The organism is Stenotrophomonas sp. YJH_SMC_12-1, from assembly GCF_059370935.1.
In genome coordinates this window covers 87,918-106,116 of the sequence record NZ_JCAFUD010000008.1, presented here as the reverse complement: position 1 = coordinate 106,116, position 18,199 = coordinate 87,918, and the positions used below count along the sequence as shown (strand labels likewise).

Genomic DNA, 18,199 nt, shown 5'->3' with positions numbered 1-18,199 from the left:
ACATCGCCGGTTGCCTGCAACTCCTGCGGGGTGCGTGATGAGCACCGATGCGCGCCTGAGCGTCGGCCTTCCTGGCCACCCCAAGACGAAAAAGCTGATCCGCCGTCTGGACGCCTCGGCGGGCTGGTCCCTGGTGTGCCTGATCCTGTGGGCCCGCGCAAACCGGCCCGATGGCGACCTGTCCGGCATGTCAGCCGAGGACATTGAGCTGGCCGCTGATTGGACCGGCGAGAACGATGCGTTCGTCCGTGAACTGGCGTCCGTTGGCTTCCTGGATGGTGTGGAAGGGGCCTACCAGTTGCACGACTGGGCTGATCACCAACCGTGGTCGGCAGGGTCGGACCTGCGTTCACTGAAGGCGAAATGGAACGCGGTGAAGCGTCATCACGGCGAAGCTGAGGCTGATCGACAAGTGCCCGAGTATGCGCGGATTCGTGCTGCAAGCTCCGATTCGGATGCTAGTAGCAAGAAAATTGATGCTACTAGCAATGCTGGTAGCAGTGATGCAGCAATGCGCCCAGCAGCTTCTAGCAATGCTCCGTCTCCGTATCCGTCTCCGTATCCAAAAGAAGAAAAGCCCCCCCATACCCCCCCGGCTGACGCCGAGGGGGCAAAGCCCGGACGACGGAAGCGGGAGAAGATCACCTTCGCCGCGTTCCTCGACCTGTGCCAGGAGGCGGGCGAGTCGGCCATCCCGCGGACCGATCCGATCTTCACGTTCGCCACGGACACCGGGATACCGAGGGACTTCCTGCACCTGGCTTGGCGCGAGTTCGCCTCCCGGCACCGCGACAGCGGCCGGATGCAGAAGGACTGGCGGGCCCATTTCCGCGACGCCGTTCGCCGCAACTGGTTCAAGCTCTGGTGGTTCCCGGCGACCGGGCCCTGTGAGCTGACGACCGCCGGCGTGCAGCTGGCCCGTGAGCGCGATGCCGAGCGTGCCCGGGAGCAGGATCAGGAGCAGGCCGCATGAGTGCTCAGCCTGCCTACCGCGACGACTACGGCCATCTGCCGGTGCCCCCGCATTCGATCGACGCTGAGCAGTCCGTCCTGGGCGGCTTGATGCTGGCGCCGGAAGCCCTGCGCGAGGTCCGCGACTTGCTGACCGAACGGGACTTCTATCGCAGGGATCACCAGCTGATCTGGCATGCCATCTGCGATCTGGCCGACCGCGAACAGCCATTCGACACGGTGCTGCTGATCAACTGGTTCGAGAACCAGCGGCAGCTGGAGCTGGTTGGCGACGGCGCGTACTTGGTCGAGCTGGCCAGCACCACGCCGTCAGCGGCCAATATCCGCGGCTATGCCGAGGTCGTCCGCAACAAGGCACTGCTGCGGGGCGTGATCGAGCGTGCGACCGAGATCACCAACGACGCCTACGGGACTGCCGACGAGGACGCCGATGCACTGGTGGCCAGCGCCACAGCGAAGTTCGCCAATCTGAGCGTGCAGTCGGGCGGCAACGGTGGCCTGGTGATGGTGCGCAGCGATCTGCAGGGAATGTGGGAGGAAATGGAGGCCCGGTTCGAGGGCACTGCCGACCTGGGGCTGGTTCCGCCGTGGCAGAACGTGGCCAGGAAGCTGCCCGGTCTGGAAGCCACCGACCTGATGATCCTCGCGGCTCGGCCGTCGATGGGTAAGACGGCGAACATGCTGGAGTGGGTCTACAGCGTGGCGGCGCAGGGCAAGCACGCTGCGGTGTTCAGCCTGGAGATGGCGCGCAGGCAGCTGCTCGCGCGGCTGATGAGCATGCACTCGGGCGTGCCGCTGTCGCGCATGCGGGTGAAGGGCGAGCTGACCGACGACGATTGGCACAAGCTGAGCATCGCCCGCAATTTCCTTCATGGCCTGCCGCTGGCGATCGATGATTGCGGCTCGTTGCCGGTGGATTCGCTGGTGGCGCGCGCGTCCCGCATGCACGCCAAGGTGAAGGGCGGGTTGGGCGTGGTCGCGGTCGACTACCTGCAACTGCTGTCCGGGCCGGCCAAGGCCGGTAACCGGACCGAGGAAGTCTCCTACATCTCTCGCACGTTGAAGAAGCTGGCCAAGACGCTGGGCTGCCCGGTGATCGCGCTGTCGCAGCTCAATCGGTCGCTGGAAACGCGTACCGACAAGCGTCCGGTGATGGCTGACCTGCGCGAGTCGGGCGGCATTGAGCAGGACGCCGACGTGATCGCCTTCATCTACCGCGACGACTACTACACGAAGGATGCCTGCGGCGCTCCCGGCATCTCGGAATTCATCCTGGCCAAGAATCGCCAGGGCGAGACCGGTACCGCCTACCTGCGCCACCACCTCGAATGCAGCCGTTTCGAGAACTACCACGGCGAGAAGCCGAACTACACCCTGAAGACCTTGGCGCGGGCTACCGCTGGCGACGATGACGGTGGGTTCGACGCGCCGGCAGGCCATCACAGGAGCGGCAAGGACCGCGCCGCAGGAGATCGTGCATGACCATGACCGCAGCAGCGAAGAAGATCCGTGCCAAGCGCGCGCGCCGTCCGATCTACATGGTCGTGACTAAGCTGATCGATCCGGGCACCGGTGAGCTTGTTGGGGCGCTTGTGCCGGCGCATGAGGTCGACCAGCGCCTGATGCGTGAGCGCAAGTTCAAGGTGGGCCGCGAGGTCCGCGCTGAACTGAAGCAGCCGCGCGAGGGTTGGCAGCACCGCCTGGTGCACAAGATTGGCCAGCTCATGGTCGACAACGTGGAGGGCTGGGAGCAGCTCGGCAGCCACGACGCGGTGAAGCGCCTACAGCGCGAGTCCGGCACTTGCTGCGAGGAAATGGAGATCGACGTTCCAGGAGTCGGCCGCCTGATGGTCAAGCAGGCGGAGAGCCTGTCGTTCGACGAAATGGAACAGGACCGATTCCAGGTCCTGTTCGATGGGATCACCGAGCATATCGGCCAGCGCTACACCCACGTGATGCTCGACGACGTGCGCGCCGAGTTCTGGAACATGGCCGGGCAGAACCGGAGGGTGGCGTGATGGAGCTAAGCCGTTGCCTTGAGAAGGAACGCCTCGATGAGGTTAACCGCCCTAATCCTGCGCTGCTCTGCGTACTCCAGAAGTTCGATGAAGCGATCGGCGTGTCCCGGCATCAGGAGTCGGTCCTTCAGCAGGTCCTGAGCTTCTTCAAAGAAGTTGATGGTGGTGAGTATTTCTCCACCAGCATCAGGCATGAGGTGGCATTCCCGCTCGATTTCCCTCATTTCTCTGGAAATTGGTGCAGCCGGCATCGGCACGATGACGCTTCCGTCGCGTTGGACCTTCGCATGATCGAGCTGGGCGGAAATGCCCTTCTGGAACCGCCTAACGGCCCTATGGGCTCTGGTGTAGCGCATGTTGGCTTCAGCCATTTCCCGCTTGTCCGCCTCCCTCTTGGCGGCAGATCGTTCGTTAGAGGCGATTACGACTGCCGCAACAATGGCGGCGATGCTGCCAACCGCTTGCACCCAAGCGGGTGCGTCCTTGCCGAACTGAATCTGTCCGGTGAAAGCGAGAAGCACGAAGGCAAAGGTGCAGCCAGTGGCTACAAGCGCTGCGTTGAGGCAGATCCTCGTCCAGTTGAATCTCTTCATCAATTCCATGTTGATTGCCCCGGTATCCGTGCCGGAAGCATACCCACTCCCGAATTCACGCGGGAGTGCTGCTGATGCGGTCGAAGAATTCCAAGCCGTTCACCTCGGCTGAGAGGCGGCACGTGGACGCTGTGAAGCTGCTTCCCTGCAGCGTCTGCAGCCGGCCAGGGCCGAGCGACGCCCACCACATCAACCAGGGCCAGCACTTCACGACCGTGGCTCTGTGCAAGGACTGCCACCAAGGCAGTTTCAACGGCATCCACGGGCAGCGCCGCATGTGGCTCGTCATGAAGATGGACGAGCTGGCCGCCCTGAACGTCACCCTTTCCCGGCTGCAGCTGCAGGAGGCCGCACGATGATCCACCTCACCCTCCCGTATCCGATCTCGAGCAATCGCTACTGGGCCACGCGCGTGATCCCGAAGAAGCCGAAGCCGCTGGCGATCACCTACGTCACCGAGGACGCGAAGGCCTACAAGGCGGCGGTAGGACACTTGGCCAAGGCGGCTGGCATCCGCGCTCCTTCGACCGGCCGCGTGGGCCTGTACATCAAGCTGTTCCCGCACCGGCCGCAGGACTGGGCGAAGCGTGCACGGAAGGATCCGCACACTTGGGATGACACGGTGCAGTGCATCGACCTCGGCAACTGCGAAAAGGTGCTGTCCGACGCCCTGAACGGCATCGCTTGGGTGGACGACAAACAGATCCGGCGGACCCTGCTGGAACGCATGGAGCCGGACGAGAAGGGCGCGCGCCTGGAGGTGGCCATCGAGTACCTGGCTGCAGCGCCGTCCCTGTTTGGGGAGGCCGCAGCGTGACCACAGCCGAGGCCCGCACGCGGAAACGCTACAACGCCTACCTCCGCCGGCATGGCGTCTGCTCGGTCTGCACCATGCGCGAGCGCGGCAGCAGCCCGGCGCACTGCCGGCGCCGGCCGGACAGGAGGGGGAACTGCGACACCGACGGCCTGCTGCCGGTGTTTCGCTTCGATGAGAACGTGTTGAAGGGGATGCGCGATGAATCCTGAGGTGACCCATGGATAAGAAGCAGCTCGAAGCGCGCCTGATCCAGTGGGCGGAAGAGTACGGCGGTGGCCGGTACGAGCACATCGGCTACTCCAGCCGGAACCTGCTTCAGTCCCTGATTGAGCATCAAGGGTTTGTGCCGGGTACCGGTGGCTACCGCGGCATTCTCATCAACACGCCTGGGGACGAAGTCCAATCCGCAGTGCTTGCCATGGAGGCGTATGGCTACATCCGACCAGGTCGGACGCTGCGATGCGAGTACTTCCTGAAGTCGGCGCCACTGGAACTGAAGCTGCAGAACCTGCGGCGCGCGGGTATCGACATTAAGCGGCCGACCTACTACGACTATCTCGCCATTGCAAAGGCATTCGTGATGGGTCAACTTTCGAAGGAGAACGCAGCATGAAGATGCGCGTATACATGATGATCGCCGACGCTTGCTGTGGTGAGAGCTTCTGCAAGATCGGGGTGACCACCGATCTGGCTGCGCGGGTCAGCGCCGTGCAAACCGGCTGCCCGATGCCGATCACCGATGTTGCCTACCTGGACCTACCCCGTGGTGCTCGGTCAGCTGAGGCCATGTTCCATGACCAGCTCCGCGCCTATCACACGCAGGGTGAGTGGTTCCGCATGAACCTGTCTGACCCCATCCACAAGCAAGCGATGAAGGATGCAACGGCCTTGGTCGTGAAGCATTTCGGCGTGAGCGAAACCCGGTGGAAGCACATGAGCCTCGATGCGATCCGGTCGTTGTGCAAGGTATTGCGTCTAGACAATGTGGCCTAGAAACTTGGCACCATTCGAGAAGTCCCCCCTGAAGCCCTGGCCAACGCCGGGGCTTCTGCATTTCGGGGCATCGTCTCCTGCGGGCGTGGGCCAGTGGTCTAAGCCGCCGGGCTCATAACCCGGAAGTCCCCGGTTCGAATCCGGGCCCCGCAACCACCTACGCCCGTCCACCCTCACCGGACCCATTCGCCGAGCCTGCCGGGCTGCGGTGACGGGCACCCTATCGCCGGAGATCCACCCATGTCACAGCAACCGCTGCCGATGACGGCGGCGCAGTGCCTGCAACACGTGGTCGTCCCGGCCTTGGCACTGCTGGGAGCCGCCCGCTACGACTCGCCCGAGGCGCGAGTGATGCTGCTGGCCATCTCCGGGCAGGAATCTGGCCTGGCCCATCGCCGACAGGTGAAGGGTCCGGCTCGTGGCCTGTGGCAGTTCGAACAGGGCGGCGGAGTGCGCGGGGTGCTGAACCACCCGTCGACACGGGCAGCGGCCGCGCTGCTGTGCGGCGCGCGCGGGGTCACTGCTACGCCGGCCGCCGTGTATGCCCAGCTGGAGCAGGACGACATCCTGGCCGCTGGGTTCGCCCGCCTGCTGCTGTTCACGCTGCCCAAGCGCCTGCCGCCGATCGGCAACGTCTCGGTGGCTTGGGGGCAGTACCTGGACGCCTGGCGTCCCGGCAAGCCGCACATCGACCGTTGGCCGAGGAACTACCGCGCCGCGGTTGAGGCGGTGAGGGCGTGACGATGGAAGCCCAGCCGAGCCAGGACGGCCGAACCAAGATCTCCCTCGGCCCGGTGGAGCGTTGGATTGCCCTGGTCATCGCCTGCGCCATCGTCAGCATCGGCTACTGGCTGGTGGGTTCCATGCAATCGGTTCTGACCCAGCAGCAGGTAACGAACCAACAGATCACCGGCCTGCAGCAACAGCTGCAGATCATGAACACCCAGCTGGCAGACGTCCCGGCGCTGAAGCTCGAACTGGCCAAGCAGGCCGTGCAGGTCGAGCAGAACAAGTCCGACATCCGCGAGCTGAAGCAGCTAAGGGGGCTGAAGTGAAGAACGTGAAACTCACCAGCGACCGGCGCCACTTCTGGCGGTTCTGGTCGGTGCGCCTGTCGCTGCTGGCCGGTATCATCAGTGCCACTGCGCTTGGGATCATCGGCGCATACATGGTGCTGCCGGCGGACTGGTTGCCGGTGGTGCACGACGGGTTCAAGCAGACCGTGGCCTACAGCGCCCTGGCATCGGCTGGCGTCACGTCGTTCCTTGCTGCGGTGTCCCGCATCTTCGTGCAGCCCAAGTTGAGCAGCGGCGATGCTGATCCCTGACCCCCTGCGGCCCTACGTGGGCATGATCCGCGTGGGGCTGTGGGTTGCCGCAGTGGGAGCTGTCCTGCTGATAGGGGCCCGGCTGGGGTCGGATTACCGCGGCAAGAAGGACCAGGCCCTGATCGCCGCAGCCGAGAAGCAGCGCGATCAGGCCAAGGCCAACTCCGACGAGAACCTGCGCGCGGCCAACGCCTGCGGCCAGCTGCTGCAGGAGGTGAACCGGCAGACCCAAGCGGCGATCGACGAGTCGGCCCGTCAGAAGGCGGCAGCGAACGAAGCTGCGCGCCGGGCTGAAGCGGCAGCAGCTCAGAGCCAGCGCCGCGCTACCCAGGCCGAGCAGGCCCTGCAGGCGGCCAAGACCCAGCCGGGATGCCGGCAGCAGTTGGAGCAGAACCTATGCGACGCCATTCCGTTGCTGTGATCCTAGCAGCGGCCCTGCCGCTGTGCGGGTTCGGCAGCTGCAGCAAGGCCGAGAAGCCTGACCTGCCCAAGGTGGTGTATGTCCCGGTGGAGCGCACGGTTGCTGTGCCGGCGGCGCTGACCTCCCGTTGCCCCGTGAAGCGGGCCAGTCAGCGGACCATCGAGAGCGTGGTGTCGGCCTACAACGCCAACGTCCTGAGCCTGGAGCAGTGCAACAGCCAGCTGGACGCCATCGAGAAGCTGGCCCCGGCCGGCGACCAGAAGCAGGTGAAGCCGTGAGCCTTTCCGACCGCCTTCGCCGCATCGAGCTGCAGCAGGAAGAGCAGCGCCAGGCCACCGCCCGGCTCGAAGAGAAGGTCGATGCCCTCTTGGCGGCACTGGCAGCTGAGGGAGAGGAAGGGCAGGAAGAGCCAGCCCGCAGCCTGGACGGTGAGCTGGTGCCCGGCGAGCGCGACCAGTCGCAGAGCCTCGCCTGATGGCGAGGGTCACCACCCTTGCTCCGCGCATCGCCAGCGCGCCCAGCAGGCTGAGGCCGACCGCACCGGTGGCACCCAGCTACGGCAAGGGTAGGGGCGGCAGGCCATGGCGTAGGAAGCGCGACGCAGTCATGCAGCGAGACCAGTACCTATGTCAGCCCTGCAAGCAGCAGGGACGCGTCACCGAAGCCACTGAGGTGGATCACATCGTCAACGTGGCCGAGGGCGGCAGCGATGACGAGACGAACCTGCAGGCGATCTGCACCGAATGCCATGGGGTGAAGACCCAGGCAGAGGCAAGGCGAGGTGCGGCACGCCGTTGAACGGATCGCGTGGAACCAAACGCGACGCGACGGCTGTTTCACATCGGTGGGAATAGGCCCGGGGGGGAGGGAGAAAACTTCATGCCCTTTGCCACGGACACCCGCCGCCCACTCATTCAGAGGTTTTTTTCTCGCCCCGGAGATTTCACCGGAGCACTTTCCAGAGCAAATAACGGCTGATCCGACATGGCACGACCCGCACACAAGCCGACCAAGGCCACGCAGCTGAAGGTTGCCGTCGCTGCCGGTGGCGGCATGCGGCACGAAGAGATCGCCAACGCGCTGGGCATCACCATCCCAACCCTGCGCAAGCACTACGCCACCGAGCTTTCCTCGGGCGCGTCCCTGAAGCGAATGGAGGTGCTCGCGGTGGCCTTCCGGTCGGCAACCAAGAAGGGCAATACGTCGGCGGCCAGGCTGTACCTGCAGCACTCGCCGGAGTTCGAAGTGGCGCCGGCAGCACCTGAGCAACAGGCGCCGGAAGCTCCGAAGCCGGAAGGGAAGAAGGCCCAGGCAAACGCGAAGGCGGTGGGTGCCGAGGTCGGTACCGGGTGGGAAGGGCTGCTGGGCGAGAACGTCACACCCATCCATCGGGCAGCGGGTAAGTGAGCTGGGATCTCTCCTGCCGGGACTGGTGGGAGCGTCTACAGGCTGGGCAGGTCCCGGTCGGCAACCTGCCGCTGTGGACCGATCAGGCCGAGCGTGCCGCAGCGATCTTCGGACGTCTGCGGCTGGCCGATGTGCCGGGCACGCCGACGGTGGCGGAAGCAGGTGGTGAGTGGTTCCAGGAAGTGGTCCGCTGCATGTTCGGTGCGGTGGACCCGGCGACCGGACAGCGCGAGATTCGCGACCTGTTCGCCCTGGTGCCAAAGAAGAACGCGAAGACCACGTTCGGCGCGCTGGGCATGGTCACTGCGGTGCTGCTCAACAAGCGCCCGCGCGCGACGTTCCTGATGACGGCACCGGTGCAGGACACGGCGCAGCTGGCGTTCGACGCCGCCGCCGGCGCGATCGAGCTGGACCCGGTGTTGGATGCCAAGTTCCACATCCGCCACCACCTGAAGACGATCATCCACCGCGAGACGAAGGCCTCACTGGAGATCATGACGTTTGACCCCGGTGTGCTGACCGGAATCAAGGTGTCGGGCGGGGCGCTGATCGATGAGCTGCACGTCTGCGCGAAGAAGTCGAAGGCGCCGCAGGCGCTGCGGCAGATCCGCGGCGGCATGGTGCCGTACCCGGAAGCGTTCCTGTGGTTCATCACCACGCAGAGCGATGAACAGCCTGTAGGGGTGTTCGCCGATGAGCTGCAGAAGGCCCGCGACATCCGTGACGGCAAGCGGGTCGGCAAGATGCTGCCGGTGCTGTTCGAGTTCCCGCAGGAGTTGCAGGAGTCAAAGGATCAGCGGTGGAAGGACCCGCAGCTGTGGCCGCTGCTGAACCCGAACATCGGCCGGGCCATCACGCTGGAGCGGATGGTGGAGGAGTTCGACGACGCGGTGGGGACCAGCGAGGCCGAGCTGCGCAGCTGGGCCTCTCAGCACCTCAACGTGCAGATCGGTGTGGCACTGCACCAAGGGAGCTGGGCCGGCGCCGAGTTCTGGGAGGTGCAGGCGGACAAGCGGATCACCCTGGACGGGATGATCAGCCGTTGCGATGCGATCACGGTCGGCATCGATGGCGGCGGACTGGATGACCTGCTCGGCCTGTCGTTCTGCGGCAGGGACAAGCACACCAAGCGGAAGCTGCTGCTGAGCCGGGCATTCGCCCATCCCAAGGCGCTGAAGCGCCGGAAGAGCGAAGAGGCCCGCTACGAGGATTTCAAGGCTGACGGGCACCTGATGGTCGGCGTCGAGGAAGAAGAAGGCGCGACGGACCTGCGCGAGATGGCGGCGATGGTGAAGCGGGTGGCCAAGGCCCGGCTGCTGGCCGGGATCGGTGTCGACCCTTCCGGCCTGGGCACGGTGCTGGACGCGCTGGCCGCCGAGAAGATCGATGCCGATCTGATCGTGGGCATCCGGCAGGGCTGGCAGCTGACCGGCACCTGCAAGGTATTCGAGCGTTGGCTGGCCGATGGCCTGCTTACGCATGACGGCTCGCGGCTGATGGATTGGTGCGTGGGCAATGCCAAGGTCGAGGCGTCGAAGAACGCCCTGTATGTGACCAAGGCAGCCAGCGGGGTAGGGAAGATCGACCCGCTGATGGCGGCGATGAATGCCGTGGAGCTGATGTCTCGGAACCCCGAGCCGAAGAACAAGAAACTCGTCCTCATGACCGTGGGTGGAAGCCGATGAAGAATGAAAACCGCGCCTACAGCTTGCTGGAGGTGAAGGACTACGACGACGACCAGCAGATCATCACCGGCTGGGCGACCACGCCGGAGCCGGATCGCTACGGCGATGTCGTCGAGCCACTGGGCGCAAAGTTCGCGGCCGAGCTTCCGCTGCTGTGGCAGCACCGCCACGACAGCCCGGTGGGCATCGTGAAGTTCGGCAAGCCGACGGCGAAGGGCATCCCGTTCACGGCGAGCGTGGCGAAGATCGCCACTGCTGGCGCCTTGAAGGACCTCTGTGATCTGGCCTGGCAGTCGGTGAAGGAGAAGCTGGTGCGCGGCGTGTCGATCGGCTTCCGCGCGCTGGAGTACAGCTACATGGAAGGCGGCGGTATCCGGTTTACCGAGACCGAGATCTACGAGCTTTCCCTGGTCACCATCCCAGCCAACGCCGCGGCGACCATCCAGACGATCAAGGCCATGGACACGACCGGCGGCCGCCGCTCTGCGAACTACGGCGTTCCCCTCATCCAGCGCCAGGCGGCAAGGGTCGAACGACCGGCCGACGGCGCGGTGAAGTTGCTGCACTGAAGCACCGGGCCTGACGGCCCTGCGGGGTGGAACCCGCTTCCCATCATCTGCAGGCACCGCCCGGCGTGGAACCCGGGCCGAACGGCTGCGCCCACAAAAGAGATCCCGAAAATGAACATCGCAGAACAGCTGGAAAAGCTCCGCGCTACCCGTGCTGAGCTGGAAAAGCAGCTCTCCGCCGTCATGAAGAAGCCGGCTGACGAGCAGCGCTCACTGAACACCGGCGAACAGGAGGAGTTCGACTCGCTGAAAAGCCAGATCACCTCGCTGGATGGCGACATCGAGCGCTACGAGCACCTGCAGGCGATCCAGGCCAAGTCGGCCACCACCGTTGCGACCATCGTCAAGGCGCAGGGCTCGGCTACCGTCGGCGCCGAAGGCCGTGCCCTGGAACCGGCACAGCTGAAGACGGTCGACAAGACCGACGCAGGCATCGGCTTCGCGCGTATGGCCCGCTGCCTGGCCGTGTCGCATGTCCACCACCAGAATCCGCTGGACGTGGCGCGCGCCATCTACCCGAACGATGAGCGCCTGCACGGCATCATCCAGGAGAAGGCCGCGGTGCAGGCTGCCAGTACCGGCAACGCGACCTGGGCCGGAAACCTGATCACCGATGGCGGCGTGGCCTTCGCCGACTTCGTCGAGTGGCTGCGTCCGCGTTCGCTGCTGGGCCAGGTCTCCCAACGCCTGCGCAACCTGCCGTTCGATACCCCGGTGCTGGTGCAGGGGTCGGCTGGCACGGCCAAGTGGGTCAAGGAAGGCGCTGCAAAGCCTCTGACCAAGTGGTCGTACACCCGTGCGAAGCTGACCCCGCTGAAGGTGGCCGCGATCGCTGCCGCGACCAAGGAAACCATGATGCGCGCCACGCCGGCGGCCGATGCGCTGCTGCGCGACGAGCTGGGCCGGGCGGTCAATCAGACCATCGACACGCAGTTCATCGATCCGGATGCAGCGGCCGTCGCCGACGAGGCACCGGCTTCGATCCTGAATGGTGTACCGGCGACCACGGTGCCGGCCGGCAGCGATCCGGACTCGATCCGCGCTGGCGCTGCGGCGCTCATGAATGCCATCGCTGGCTCGAACCTGTCGCTGGCGGGCTCGTTCTGGGCGATGTCGGAGCGCACCGCGATCGCGCTGTCGCTGATGGTCAACCCGCTGGGTGCTTCGGAGTTCCCGGGCATCAACTTCACCGGTGGCACCTTCCTGGGCCTGCCTGCGTTCGTCTCGGCGTATGTGCCGGACGATGAAGACGGTGCGGTCATCGCGCTGATCAAGGGCGACGAGATCTTCCTGGGCGACGAAGGTGGCCTGCAGGTTTCGATGTCGGACCAGGCATCGCTGGTGATGGATGACGCCCCGACCATGAACAGCACCACGCCGACCGCGCAGCAGGTTGTCTCGCTGTGGCAGACCAACAGCGTGGCCTTCTTGGTCGAGCGCTTCATCAACTGGCAGCGTCGCCGCGCGCAGGCTGTCGCCTGGGCCCGCGTGAACTGGGGCAGCGGCTCGGTTCCGTCCAGCTCGTAACCGACACGTGGCGGGGCCTTCGGGCCCCGCCACCTCCCCCCGAACTGCGAGGTTCCCATGAGCAAGGTCGATATCGTCGGACGCGGCGGCCGAATGATCAGCGTGCATCATCGTGTTGCTGCGGCGCTGGAGCAGCGCGGTGGCTACCTGCGGCGTGACATGGTTGCGCAATCGGCCGTCGCGCCGAATTCGAGCGCCAAGGCGCCTGCGCCTGGAAAGGCGAAGAAGAAGGCCAAGAAGGCGGCAGCCAAGGCTGGCCAGCCGAACAAGGACGCATCCGTATGACCGGTTTCTCGCCCCGGGAGTTGGCCATAGCCGCTGGCGTGCGCCGGCATGGCGTCGACTACCTCAAATCGTTGTCGCCGGTAGTTGCCGCGCCGGGGCGGGACAGCTGGCATACCCTGACCGTGCAAGAGCCATTCACGGGTGCGTGGCAGCGCAACATGGAAGAGCGAGCGACGACGGTCCTGACCTATCCGACGTTGTATGCCTGTCTCAACCGCATCGCCTCGGACATCGGCAAGCTGCCGTTCGTGCTGAAGACGGAGGACGAGAACGGGATCTGGCGGATCGAGAAGAGCAACACCGCCTATTGGCCGGTCCTGCGCAAGCCCAACAACTACCAGACAGCGCAGCAGTTCCGTGCAGCCTGGATGCTGTCCAAGCTGATCCAGGGCAACACGTACATCCTGAAGGGACGCGACAATCGCCAGGTAGTCAACCGGCTCTGGGTGCTCGATCCCTGCAGCGTGCAGCCGATGGTTTCCCACAGCGGAGAGGTCTTCTACCAGCTCAATTACAGCACGGGTACGAACCTGCTTCCGGAGGCTTACCCGGGCAGCCAGCTGATCGTGCCGGCCAGCGAGATCATCCACGACCGGATGAACTGCTTCCACCACCAGCTGATCGGTGTGCCGCCGCTGTGTGCGGCGCACTGGCCAGCGGTGAAGAACCTGAAGATCCTGAAGGACTCGACCACCTTCTTCTCCAACGGCGCCAATCCAGGCGGCATCCTGACCGCACCGGCAGGCATGTCCGACGAGGACGCGCAGGCTGTGAAGGATTACTGGAACACCAGCTTCCAGGGTTCGAACGCGGGCAAGGTGGCCGTGGTTGGCGCGGACATGAAGTTCACGCCGTTCGCGTTCAAGGCAGCCGATTCGCAGCTGGTCGAGCAGATGCGCTACTCCGACGAGCAGGTGTGCCAGCCGTTCGGCATCCCACCCTTCAAGATCGGCATCGGCTCTATCCCTGCGGGCATGAAGGTCGACGACATCAATCAGCTGTACTACTCGGATGCGCTGCAGGCGCACATCGAGGGCATCGAAGAGCTTTTGGACGAAGGTCTGGGCACCACCCGCCCGATGGGTATCGAGCTGGATCTAGGGCCACTCCTCCGCATGGACGTCGGTAAGCAGGCCGAGGTGGAGACGAAGCTGGTCAGCGGGAACGTCAAGACACCGAACGAAGCGCGGCTGGCCTTCAACCTGGCGCCGCTGGAGGGTGGCGACACCGTCTACATGCAGCAGCAGGACTTCCCGCTCGACCAGGTCCGGCAGAACAAGATCACGGCTGAGCCCGAGGCCGCACCGGTGGCGCCGTCCGCCGAGGCCGACGACACGCCGCCTGACGACAGCGACGAACTGCGCGCGCTGCAGCAGGAGAATTTCATGATGAAGGCCCTCCACGCCGCGCGAGCTGAGGTATTCCGCAATGACTGACCCCATCGACTTCGGCAAGGAGATCGGCGGCCTGATCCGTGAGGCGATTGCGCCGGTGAAGCGGGAGCTGGAGGAGCTGCGCGAGCGGGCTCCGGAGAAGGGCGACCCCGGCCTGGACGCCGAGCCCGTGGACGTCGATGCGTTGGCCGACCTGGTCGTGGCGAAGCTGCTGGAGTCGCCGCGTCTGCTGACGCTGGTCGACGTGGCCACGGCCGATGCCGTCTCGAAGCACTTCGAAGCCAACCCGGTGCAGAACGGCCGCGACGCAGATCCCGCGGTGATTGAGGCAACGGTGAAGGCCGCTGTCGACGCGCTTCCGGTGCCGAAGGACGGTAGGGACGCGGATCCGGTCACCGAGCAGCAGCTGGCTGCGGCGGTGGCCAAGCACCTGACCGAGAACCCGCCGCAGGCCGGCGCCGACGGTGTCGGCCTGGCCGGCGCCATAATCGATCGCGCCGGCGAGCTGGTGATCACCACCACGAAGGGCGAGGCGATCAGGCTGGGCAAGGTCGTTGGTGAGGATGGCCAAGACGGCCTCAGCTTCGAGACAGCCACCGGCGGCTACGACGCCGAGCGTGGCTTCGTCATCACGCTGGGTGCCGGCGACCGCCGAAAGGAGTTCGTGCTGCCCTACATGGTGCACCGCGGCTTCTGGCGCGAAGGCCTGGGCGTGAAAGCGGGCGAATCGATCACCCACGACGGCGCGCTGTGGATCGCCAAGCGGAGCAATGCGTCGAAGCCCTGCCTGGAGAACGATCAGGACTGGGCGCTGGGCGCACGCAAGGGGCGCGACGGCAAGGACGGCAAGAGCGTGCGCGTTCCGGCCGAGCCCGTGCAGCTGGGTGGCAGCCATGCGTGAGTTCGTCACCCCGGCGGACGCCCGCGAGCAGATGCGCATCGACAGTGACGCTGATGACCGCTGGCTGGCCATCTGGATTCCGGCCGTGTCCGAGTCTGTGGCAGCGTGGCTGAAGCAGGAGTGGCGCCTGTACGTGCTGCAGCGCGACTCTGATGGGGAACTGGTCCGTGACAGCGCAGGCCGGCCTGTGCCGGCCGAGGACAGCAGTGGCGAGCCGATCCTGCACCCTTCGGTGATCGCCGCGACGCTGCTGGAGCTGGCCTCGCAGTACCGCTTCCGCGAAGGCGAGGGTGACAACGTGGTGCCGGCCGACGCTGGCCACGGCTACGTTCTGTCGAAGGCCGCCACCGCACAGCTGGCGCCGCTGCGGCGCACGACGGTGGCCTGATGAGCAACGTTGCCAGCGGAACCATGCGGCACCGGGTGCTGATCCAGCAGCAGGTGACGAGCAGGGACAGCGATGGTATCGAGCAGACGGCGTGGGTCGACGTGGCCACCGTATGGGCGTCTGTCGAGCCGCTGTCCGCCCGAGAGTTCATCCAGTCCGGGCAGACACAATCGGCGGTCACGGCACGCATCACGATGCGCTACCGCGACGGTCTGCTGGCGTCGATGCGCCTGATCCATCGCGGCGAGATCTTCAACATTGCCGGCCTGCTGCCGGACAAGGCTTCGGGGCTGGAGTACATCACCATTCCCGTCTCGGCCGGGGTCAACGACGGCCAATGATCGAGATCGACCTTCTTGGACCAGGCCCGAGCGCATCGGCAAGCTTGGCCGAGCGCCTGCGCGGGCGCCGCGTTGGCGTGGTCAGCAATGCCTTCGAGCTGGCGCCGTGGGCGGAGTTCCTGGCGGCCAGCGATCGGCAGTGGTGGGACAAGTACCCGGAGGCGCGGCAGTTCGCTGGAGCGCGTTACAGCAGCCACAGGATCGGCGGCGTTATCCAGCTGCCCGCGGCACTGACCAACTGGAACAGCGGCGTGCTGGCGCTGGCGGTTGCCGCCCACCTGGGCGCGACGCTAGTTCGCCTGCACGGCTTTGATATGCACGGCAGCCACTTTTTCGGGCCGTACTCCAACGGCCTGACCAACACGGCGCCGCACCGTCGTGAGATTCACAAGCAACAGTTCGCCCTATGGGCGAGCCAGAACCCCCACGTCCGCGTCGTGAACTGCACGGCCGGCTCAGCGCTCAGGTGCTTCGATTTCGATGAACAGACTGCCGCTTAACTCGGTGCGCGGGCGCATCCGCGCGTACATCGAGCGCCATGCCGGCGCCCTGGGAGATGACGTGCTGGAGGTCGGCAGCCGCATCCATGACCCGGCAGCTTGGTGGTGCACCAACCGTGACCTGGCCAATGGGCAGTGGACCGGCATCGACATGCAGGCGGGCGAGGGCGTCGACCAGGTGGCCGACATCCACGACCTGCCGGCGGAATGGTCCAGGCGCTTCAGCGGCATCGTGTGCTCCGAGGTGCTGGAGCACGTGGCCCGGCCTTGGCTGGCACTGCCGGAGCTTCGCCGAGTGCTGCAGCCCGGTGGCCTGCTGGTGATCACCACGCTGTTCGCGTTCCCGGAGCACGGTTACCCAGACGACTACTACCGCTACAGCCAGAGCGGCCTGCGGCTGCTGCTGGCCGATGCCGGCTTTAGCGACATCGTGACCGAGTACGCCGGCGAGGTGCCAATCGAACTGAACGACCACGGTGAGCGCGGTGTGGCCCGCCGGCGGCTGCCGATGCACACCTTCGCGGTGGCGCGATGCTGACGCTGCTCACGGCCACCGGCGCCCGGCCGGCTGCCTGGGCGCTGTGCGAGCGCTGGATGGCCAGGCAGGACTACTCCGGCCCCGTCCGCTGGATCATCGTGGACGACGGCGCGGATCCGCAGCCGGTAACCTTCCGGCGCGATGGTTGGCAGTTGGTCCTGGTGCGCCCTTCGCCACACTGGGCGCCCGGGCAGAACACGCAGGCTCGAAACCTGCTGAAGGGGCTGGCTGCGGTTGGTCCGGAAGAGCGGCTGGTGATCATCGAGGACGATGACTGGTATGCGCCTGACTGGCTGACCACGATCGCCGCAGAGTTGGAGCATGCCGAGCTGGTGGGCGAGCACCGCGCTCGTTACTACAACGTGGAGCAGCGGCGCGGCCGGCAGTTGGCCAACACCGGTCACGCCAGCCTGTGCAGCACCGCGATGCGCGGTGCTGCGCTCCGCGATTTCGCCGACGCCTGCCGATCACGGCCGAAGTTCATCGACCTGGAGCTGTGGCGCCGGCCGCGTGGCCGCCGGCTGTTCGGTGGCCACCGTGTCGTGGGCATCAAGGGTCTGCCGGGTCGCGGTGGCATAGGGATGGGGCATGACCCGGATTTCAATGGTGAAGCTGATCCCTGTGGTGCCTTGCTTCGGAATTGGGTCGGTGAGGACGCAGAGGTGTACCTGTGAAAGTCGAGTTCAACATCACCGGAATCCCTGGGATCATCCGTACCCTCAGCAGCCTTCCGGCCGAGGTCGTGAGCAAGAAGGGCGGCCCGGTGAAGTTGGCGCTGGCCAAAGGCGCGCGGTTCCTGCGGGACAAGGAGCGCCAGAACCTGCAGGCGGTGCTCGAACCTGGCGACGACTCCACCGGCCTGCTGGCGCAGAACATCATCGCCACGCGCGGTAAGGCGCCCAGCGACGGCAACGGCGAGCGCTACCTAGTCCGGATCAAGCGGAGGATGTATCCGGGCCGCAAGGGTGAGCAGGTCAGCACTCTGAAGTCGGCACAGCTGAAGGAGTACGGATCGGTGCACCAGCCTGCCCGCTCATTCATCCGTCGAACGGTGAACGAGCGCGGAGAGGAAACGATCAACCTGGTGGTCGGCGACCTGACCGTGAGGATTGATCGCCTGGTGGCGAAGCTGGCTCAACAGAACCGGGGAGGCCGCTGATGTTCCCCAAGGTCTACCGTACCGTCCGGACGCCGGCAGTTGCCGCGATCGTTGATACACGCATTGGCCGGCATGGCGAGGTATCCCAGACCGAGACCCGCCCTTACATCACTTGGCAGATCATCAGCGGGCAGCCTTTCGACAATCTGAGCAGTGCGCCTGGTGGCGACTTCACCACGGTGCAGCTGGACTGCTACCACGCTACCGATGCCGGCGCAGAGCAACTGGCGCTGGCTGTTCGCGGGGCACTGGACGCCGGCCTGATCTGCAACCGGGTAGTGATCAACAGCCGCGACCCTGACACGAAGCTTTACCGGGTCGGCATTGAGGCCGACTTCATCGACCAGCGCTGAGCCGCTGGCAT

At 65.5% G+C, this 18,199-nt stretch carries 30 protein-coding genes and 1 tRNA gene; 30 read left to right on the top strand and 1 reads right to left on the bottom strand.

All coding sequences use genetic code 11. The features are described from left to right. The first annotated feature begins 37 nt into the window (after positions 1-37). Genes AC5P8Y_RS15665 through AC5P8Y_RS15655 form a run of 3 tightly spaced genes read left to right on the top strand, consistent with a single transcriptional unit; the run spans position 38 to position 2,990 of the window. Positions 38-973 carry a hypothetical protein gene (locus AC5P8Y_RS15665; protein ID WP_495202074.1) on the top strand — a complete coding sequence of 312 codons (936 nt, stop codon included), beginning with the start codon at positions 38-40 and terminating at the stop codon, positions 971-973. Beyond that, entirely contained in the window at positions 970-2,454 is a 1,485-nt protein-coding gene (gene dnaB / locus AC5P8Y_RS15660) for a replicative DNA helicase (protein WP_495202073.1), read from the top strand. The genes AC5P8Y_RS15665 and dnaB overlap by 4 nt, the downstream gene beginning before the upstream one ends. Beyond that, entirely contained in the window at positions 2,451-2,990 is a 540-nt protein-coding gene (locus AC5P8Y_RS15655; protein ID WP_414609350.1) for a hypothetical protein, read from the top strand. Before dnaB ends, AC5P8Y_RS15655 begins: the two co-directional genes overlap by 4 nt. 5 nt (positions 2,991-2,995) lie before the next feature. Here the strand turns inward: AC5P8Y_RS15655 and AC5P8Y_RS15650 are convergent, their stop codons facing one another. Next, positions 2,996-3,583: a hypothetical protein gene (locus AC5P8Y_RS15650; RefSeq protein WP_495202072.1), complete on the bottom strand. Its 588-nt coding sequence runs from the start codon at positions 3,581-3,583 to the stop codon at positions 2,996-2,998. Between the two features lie 74 nt (positions 3,584-3,657). On the opposite strand from AC5P8Y_RS15650, the gene AC5P8Y_RS15645 reads away from it, so the two are divergent. From AC5P8Y_RS15645 to gp17, 27 genes are all read left to right on the top strand, one after another. After that, on the top strand, positions 3,658-3,942 hold the full coding sequence (locus AC5P8Y_RS15645) for a hypothetical protein (protein ID WP_495202093.1): 285 nt from the start codon (positions 3,658-3,660) through the stop codon (positions 3,940-3,942). Next, positions 3,939-4,400: a RusA family crossover junction endodeoxyribonuclease gene (locus AC5P8Y_RS15640; RefSeq protein ID WP_495202071.1), complete on the top strand. Its 462-nt coding sequence runs from the start codon at positions 3,939-3,941 to the stop codon at positions 4,398-4,400. Before AC5P8Y_RS15645 ends, AC5P8Y_RS15640 begins: the two co-directional genes overlap by 4 nt. Continuing rightward, the gene (locus AC5P8Y_RS15635; protein ID WP_495202070.1) at positions 4,397-4,609 is read left to right on the top strand and encodes a hypothetical protein; all 213 of its coding nucleotides are present in this window, start codon (positions 4,397-4,399) and stop codon (positions 4,607-4,609) included. The genes AC5P8Y_RS15640 and AC5P8Y_RS15635 overlap by 4 nt, the downstream gene beginning before the upstream one ends. Before the next feature lie 8 nt (positions 4,610-4,617). Next, on the top strand, positions 4,618-5,013 hold the full coding sequence (locus AC5P8Y_RS15630; protein WP_065197438.1) for a hypothetical protein: 396 nt from the start codon (positions 4,618-4,620) through the stop codon (positions 5,011-5,013). After that, positions 5,010-5,393, top strand: a complete 384-nt coding sequence (locus AC5P8Y_RS15625) for a GIY-YIG nuclease family protein (protein ID WP_242898951.1) — start codon at positions 5,010-5,012, stop codon at positions 5,391-5,393. Before AC5P8Y_RS15630 ends, AC5P8Y_RS15625 begins: the two co-directional genes overlap by 4 nt. Before the next feature lie 78 nt (positions 5,394-5,471). After that, positions 5,472-5,549 (top strand) — tRNA-Met (locus AC5P8Y_RS15620). A gap of 84 nt (positions 5,550-5,633) precedes the next feature. Continuing rightward, a complete protein-coding gene (locus tag AC5P8Y_RS15615; RefSeq protein WP_242898950.1) occupies positions 5,634-6,134 on the top strand; it encodes a hypothetical protein in 501 nt (166 codons plus the stop codon). A 2-nt stretch (positions 6,135-6,136) separates the two neighbouring features. After that, positions 6,137-6,448: a hypothetical protein gene (locus AC5P8Y_RS15610; RefSeq protein WP_187576201.1), complete on the top strand. Its 312-nt coding sequence runs from the start codon at positions 6,137-6,139 to the stop codon at positions 6,446-6,448. A 5-nt stretch (positions 6,449-6,453) separates the two neighbouring features. Continuing rightward, the gene (locus tag AC5P8Y_RS15605; RefSeq protein WP_242898949.1) at positions 6,454-6,720 is read left to right on the top strand and encodes a DUF7940 domain-containing protein; all 267 of its coding nucleotides are present in this window, start codon (positions 6,454-6,456) and stop codon (positions 6,718-6,720) included. Next, positions 6,707-7,141, top strand: a complete 435-nt coding sequence (locus AC5P8Y_RS15600) for a hypothetical protein (protein WP_242898948.1) — start codon at positions 6,707-6,709, stop codon at positions 7,139-7,141. The genes AC5P8Y_RS15605 and AC5P8Y_RS15600 overlap by 14 nt, the downstream gene beginning before the upstream one ends. Further along, a complete protein-coding gene (gene lysC / locus AC5P8Y_RS15595) occupies positions 7,117-7,419 on the top strand; it encodes an Rz1-like lysis system protein LysC (protein ID WP_242898947.1) in 303 nt (100 codons plus the stop codon). The genes AC5P8Y_RS15600 and lysC overlap by 25 nt, the downstream gene beginning before the upstream one ends. Beyond that, positions 7,416-7,616, top strand: a complete 201-nt coding sequence (locus AC5P8Y_RS15590; RefSeq protein ID WP_242898946.1) for a hypothetical protein — start codon at positions 7,416-7,418, stop codon at positions 7,614-7,616. The genes lysC and AC5P8Y_RS15590 overlap by 4 nt, the downstream gene beginning before the upstream one ends. A gap of 131 nt (positions 7,617-7,747) precedes the next feature. Then, positions 7,748-7,939 carry an HNH endonuclease gene (locus AC5P8Y_RS15585; RefSeq protein ID WP_216358876.1) on the top strand — a complete coding sequence of 64 codons (192 nt, stop codon included), beginning with the start codon at positions 7,748-7,750 and terminating at the stop codon, positions 7,937-7,939. Positions 7,940-8,125: 186 nt separating this feature from the next. Further along, complete coding sequence (locus AC5P8Y_RS15580; RefSeq protein ID WP_065177534.1) at positions 8,126-8,548, top strand: hypothetical protein; 423 nt, start codon at positions 8,126-8,128, stop codon at positions 8,546-8,548. Further along, positions 8,545-10,233, top strand: a complete 1,689-nt coding sequence (locus tag AC5P8Y_RS15575) for a terminase TerL endonuclease subunit (RefSeq protein ID WP_495202069.1) — start codon at positions 8,545-8,547, stop codon at positions 10,231-10,233. The genes AC5P8Y_RS15580 and AC5P8Y_RS15575 overlap by 4 nt, the downstream gene beginning before the upstream one ends. Beyond that, entirely contained in the window at positions 10,230-10,802 is a 573-nt protein-coding gene (locus AC5P8Y_RS15570; RefSeq protein WP_495202068.1) for an HK97 family phage prohead protease, read from the top strand. Before AC5P8Y_RS15575 ends, AC5P8Y_RS15570 begins: the two co-directional genes overlap by 4 nt. 111 nt (positions 10,803-10,913) lie before the next feature. Next, a complete protein-coding gene (locus AC5P8Y_RS15565; RefSeq protein ID WP_197644483.1) occupies positions 10,914-12,329 on the top strand; it encodes a phage major capsid protein in 1,416 nt (471 codons plus the stop codon). A gap of 57 nt (positions 12,330-12,386) precedes the next feature. Next, positions 12,387-12,614 carry a hypothetical protein gene (locus tag AC5P8Y_RS15560; protein ID WP_495202067.1) on the top strand — a complete coding sequence of 76 codons (228 nt, stop codon included), beginning with the start codon at positions 12,387-12,389 and terminating at the stop codon, positions 12,612-12,614. Next, positions 12,611-14,050: a phage portal protein gene (locus AC5P8Y_RS15555; protein WP_495202066.1), complete on the top strand. Its 1,440-nt coding sequence runs from the start codon at positions 12,611-12,613 to the stop codon at positions 14,048-14,050. Before AC5P8Y_RS15560 ends, AC5P8Y_RS15555 begins: the two co-directional genes overlap by 4 nt. After that, entirely contained in the window at positions 14,043-14,909 is an 867-nt protein-coding gene (locus AC5P8Y_RS15550) for a hypothetical protein (protein ID WP_495202065.1), read from the top strand. The genes AC5P8Y_RS15555 and AC5P8Y_RS15550 overlap by 8 nt, the downstream gene beginning before the upstream one ends. Then, positions 14,902-15,297, top strand: coding sequence for a head-tail connector protein (locus AC5P8Y_RS15545; protein ID WP_088497105.1), 396 nt, complete (start codon positions 14,902-14,904; stop codon positions 15,295-15,297). The genes AC5P8Y_RS15550 and AC5P8Y_RS15545 overlap by 8 nt, the downstream gene beginning before the upstream one ends. Beyond that, positions 15,297-15,638 carry a phage head closure protein gene (locus AC5P8Y_RS15540; protein ID WP_495202064.1) on the top strand — a complete coding sequence of 114 codons (342 nt, stop codon included), beginning with the start codon at positions 15,297-15,299 and terminating at the stop codon, positions 15,636-15,638. The genes AC5P8Y_RS15545 and AC5P8Y_RS15540 overlap by 1 nt, the downstream gene beginning before the upstream one ends. Beyond that, positions 15,635-16,138 carry a hypothetical protein gene (locus tag AC5P8Y_RS15535; RefSeq protein ID WP_495202063.1) on the top strand — a complete coding sequence of 168 codons (504 nt, stop codon included), beginning with the start codon at positions 15,635-15,637 and terminating at the stop codon, positions 16,136-16,138. Before AC5P8Y_RS15540 ends, AC5P8Y_RS15535 begins: the two co-directional genes overlap by 4 nt. Beyond that, on the top strand, positions 16,119-16,676 hold the full coding sequence (locus tag AC5P8Y_RS15530) for a methyltransferase domain-containing protein (protein ID WP_495202062.1): 558 nt from the start codon (positions 16,119-16,121) through the stop codon (positions 16,674-16,676). Before AC5P8Y_RS15535 ends, AC5P8Y_RS15530 begins: the two co-directional genes overlap by 20 nt. Continuing rightward, the gene (locus tag AC5P8Y_RS15525) at positions 16,670-17,350 is read left to right on the top strand and encodes a glycosyltransferase family A protein (RefSeq protein WP_495202061.1); all 681 of its coding nucleotides are present in this window, start codon (positions 16,670-16,672) and stop codon (positions 17,348-17,350) included. Before AC5P8Y_RS15530 ends, AC5P8Y_RS15525 begins: the two co-directional genes overlap by 7 nt. Continuing rightward, the gene (locus AC5P8Y_RS15520) at positions 17,347-17,835 is read left to right on the top strand and encodes a hypothetical protein (RefSeq protein ID WP_495202060.1); all 489 of its coding nucleotides are present in this window, start codon (positions 17,347-17,349) and stop codon (positions 17,833-17,835) included. Before AC5P8Y_RS15525 ends, AC5P8Y_RS15520 begins: the two co-directional genes overlap by 4 nt. Beyond that, positions 17,835-18,188 carry a tail completion protein gp17 gene (gp17, locus tag AC5P8Y_RS15515; protein ID WP_495202059.1) on the top strand — a complete coding sequence of 118 codons (354 nt, stop codon included), beginning with the start codon at positions 17,835-17,837 and terminating at the stop codon, positions 18,186-18,188. The genes AC5P8Y_RS15520 and gp17 overlap by 1 nt, the downstream gene beginning before the upstream one ends. The last annotated feature ends 11 nt before the right edge of the window (positions 18,189-18,199 follow it).